Origin of the sequence: Yoonia sp. (genome assembly GCF_030731595.1) — a bacterium.
Lineage (GTDB): Bacteria > Pseudomonadota > Alphaproteobacteria > Rhodobacterales > Rhodobacteraceae > Yoonia.
This window is the reverse complement of the sequence record NZ_JANQTS010000143.1, coordinates 26,668-29,378: the sequence shown is the minus strand read 5'-3', so window position 1 is coordinate 29,378 and position 2,711 is coordinate 26,668. Positions and strand designations below refer to the sequence as shown.

Genomic DNA, 2,711 nt, shown 5'->3' with positions numbered 1-2,711 from the left:
CGTCGCAAGACGGGGATGCTTGAACCCCAGACGGTCCGGGTTGGCAGCTAGAGGGTGTCTGGTAACAGGCATCCCAGATGAATGGTCATCCATCCGGGGCAACCCGGAGGACAGAATCCGGCTTATAGGCCATCCGCGCGCTTTGATTTGGTCTTTGAATGAGTGGCAGGTTTGAGGAACAAAGCTGGTCCATATCCCCCGAGAACCAAAGATGTGTTCTTACCTGATTGTGAGGCTCACGTCACGATGGAGAGACTGTGCTTTGTTGAGAACTTGCGCGGTATCGATTGTGGAACGGATGTTCATCGTACAAAGGCATTCATGCTGGGCAGAACGCACGGCCAGAAAAACCCTCACGAGGCCGTATATAATTCCAACAGGGGTTTTTGGTTCCTTGCGTGACGCTCAACCAATCGCTTTTGCTTCTTGCCGGATGGCACAAGACAAGCCGTATGTGGCGATACGCTAATATGCGCCAATTCGGGAAATATCACTAGAACCTCGTTCCGGGATGATGCTGGCATCGCGCGCAATCCTTCGGCGCCCAAATAGAGACTTTCGGCGGGGATGCCGTCGGCAAAGACAATCTCATGTTCATCAAACAGCACATGAAAGTAAGTCACACTGGTGACCTCTTCATCCACGTAGATGCCGGGCAGTTCAGTCAGCTTAATCGCCGCAATCAGCACGTCACTGACACCAAACATGCGGGCTGCCACTTTTGAAGACACAAGCACGCGATGTTGACGCGATACCAGCAAGTCTCGTTTGGGTAGGCCATTGCCTAAGGCACCTGCTGTAATGCGGACGGGTCGCAGGTTTTCAAAACGTTCCAGAACGCCACGGTCAAAATGGCGGGATCCGATCCATCGTATCGGCTTGTCCGCAGCACCCAGTGTCTGCGCCAAAGCGCCGACAGACAGTGTCTCAATCGGACAAGGCCCCGTTGGCGTGGCAATCATCGTGCCCTTGGTGAAGCAAACGACGTTAAAAACACCGTCGTCCAGCCCAATCTCAACACCATCGTAGTTTCCTGTATTCGGACTTCTCGCACCAACTGCACCCAATGAGGTGACAGGAATGTTGAAGATGATCTGGCCAATGCTTCCGTCAGGGTTCGTACCCCCGGAAATCGTACCGTCAGCATTGATTGTATGGGTTGCCACAGTCCCTATGTTTAGGAATGTAGCGTCACCGCTCGCCACAAGCGCTGCGAGATCAACGACAGCACCATTCACAATCACATTGTAGAATTCGTTCGAGTCGCTGCCCTGAAACGTTACCGACGCGCCCAAAATGGGTTGATCAAATGTCACAACAACACTGTCCTGACCCTGGCCGGGTATCCGCGCGGAGCTATTCCCATGATTGGGCACGTTAATCGTTTGCGCACCATCTGTTACGGTATAGGCGACCGTCTCTCCGTTCGCACTGAAAGTTCCCGTTGCACCGAGCGAGTAATTGTTAATCACGTCAACAAAGGCCATGCGTCATAAACTCCGGTGAAAGTCGTTGTTTGATAAAGTCTTCGATACACTAAATGGCCAAAACTGAAAATGCGCTTAAGGTTAGGCCTATAGGTACAGCGATCTGCGAATTTCGATGCTGAGTCTTGTTCGGGCACTTTTTGAATAATGCTGGCGAAAGGCGCAATTAAAGCACGTTTCATGGCAATCCATTTTTTGAGATGCTGGACCGTCTTTATGGGGTGTAGAGCACGACACAGCACCGTTTCTTCATGCTGCACCAAGCCGGCTTGCTGCGGTGCTGCACAGTGATTGGCGCCACACGGGCCGTTATGCGGGACCACGACGCCAAAACCCGGGCCGTCGTGACAAGCCGCTAGCTGTGGCAATTTGAATCCGCTACGCTCGGCCTGTCGATTTCCAGAGGCGAGAAAGATCGTGGTTGCCATCGACCAACACCTTGTGCAGGCCCATAGGCGGGCCGAGGCCGCAGAGGGCTGGCCGCTCTTGCGGTCCTGTCCCAATACTTCCGCCGTCCGGCTCGTGCGCTATCTCGACGGCCTGTCCGAGACGGAAGTCGGCGCGTTGCTTGATCAGTGGGAAACGCACGATGCCCTCCCGAAAGTGGACTATGCAACCATTGATGAAGCGAATGCGGCGCTGGATCGTTTCCCTGCCATCGTGGCCTACAATACTGCAATCCAGCAACCGGGACGCAGCATCATGACGGTGCCGATCAAGACGGTGGCGGCCAGCCTTGCCGATATCGGTGGTACGTTGGAAGACTGGGCGCGCATGTTCCATTTGGAGCCGGAGGGCATTCGGCTGCATCCGCCGTTGGTCCAGGATCTCGCAGACCTCGTGCCTGTACCGCCACGTGTCCTGCGCAAGACGCTGGCTGGGAGTGCAAAGCTTTGCCTTGATGCGCGGGAGCAAAAGGTCGACGCAGAGCAAAGCTGGTATGTCAGCAAGATCGACGATTGGGATGTCGCGCTCGATATCCTGTTCGTCTCCAACAAAGGTTGGAAAAAGAACCATCAATTCGACTATGGTATATGGGTCAAATCGCCTGCCGGAAACCGGGTGCTTCTGGCAGGCTATGAATGCCTATGGAAGATTCCGGCGACATGGAACTACATCACCGTCGAAAACGTGGACCGCTCGGTCGCTCATCTGATGCGCTTGGTCAAGCTTATGCTAAGCCTGACGCGGGACGATAAAGCATAGGGCCTACCGGCAGCCGTG

General features: G+C 54.4%; 3 protein-coding genes. 1 reads left to right on the top strand and 2 read right to left on the bottom strand.

Annotated elements, in window-relative coordinates; translation table 11 throughout:
* Nucleotides 1–353 precede the first annotated feature (353 nt).
* Together NWQ23_RS16145 and NWQ23_RS16140 are read right to left on the bottom strand one after the other, a co-directional pair.
* A complete protein-coding gene (locus NWQ23_RS16145) occupies nt 354–1,487 on the bottom strand; it encodes a Hint domain-containing protein (RefSeq protein WP_306167419.1) in 1,134 nt (377 codons plus the stop codon).
* Complete coding sequence (locus tag NWQ23_RS16140; protein WP_306167418.1) at nt 1,469–1,915, bottom strand: hypothetical protein; 447 nt, start codon at nt 1,913–1,915, stop codon at nt 1,469–1,471. Before NWQ23_RS16140 ends, NWQ23_RS16145 begins: the two co-directional genes overlap by 19 nt.
* On the opposite strand from NWQ23_RS16140, the gene NWQ23_RS16135 reads away from it, so the two are divergent.
* A complete protein-coding gene (locus NWQ23_RS16135; RefSeq protein ID WP_306167417.1) occupies nt 1,905–2,693 on the top strand; it encodes a hypothetical protein in 789 nt (262 codons plus the stop codon). The two genes, NWQ23_RS16140 and NWQ23_RS16135, sit on opposite strands and share 11 nt — an antisense overlap.
* Nucleotides 2,694–2,711 lie beyond the last annotated feature (18 nt).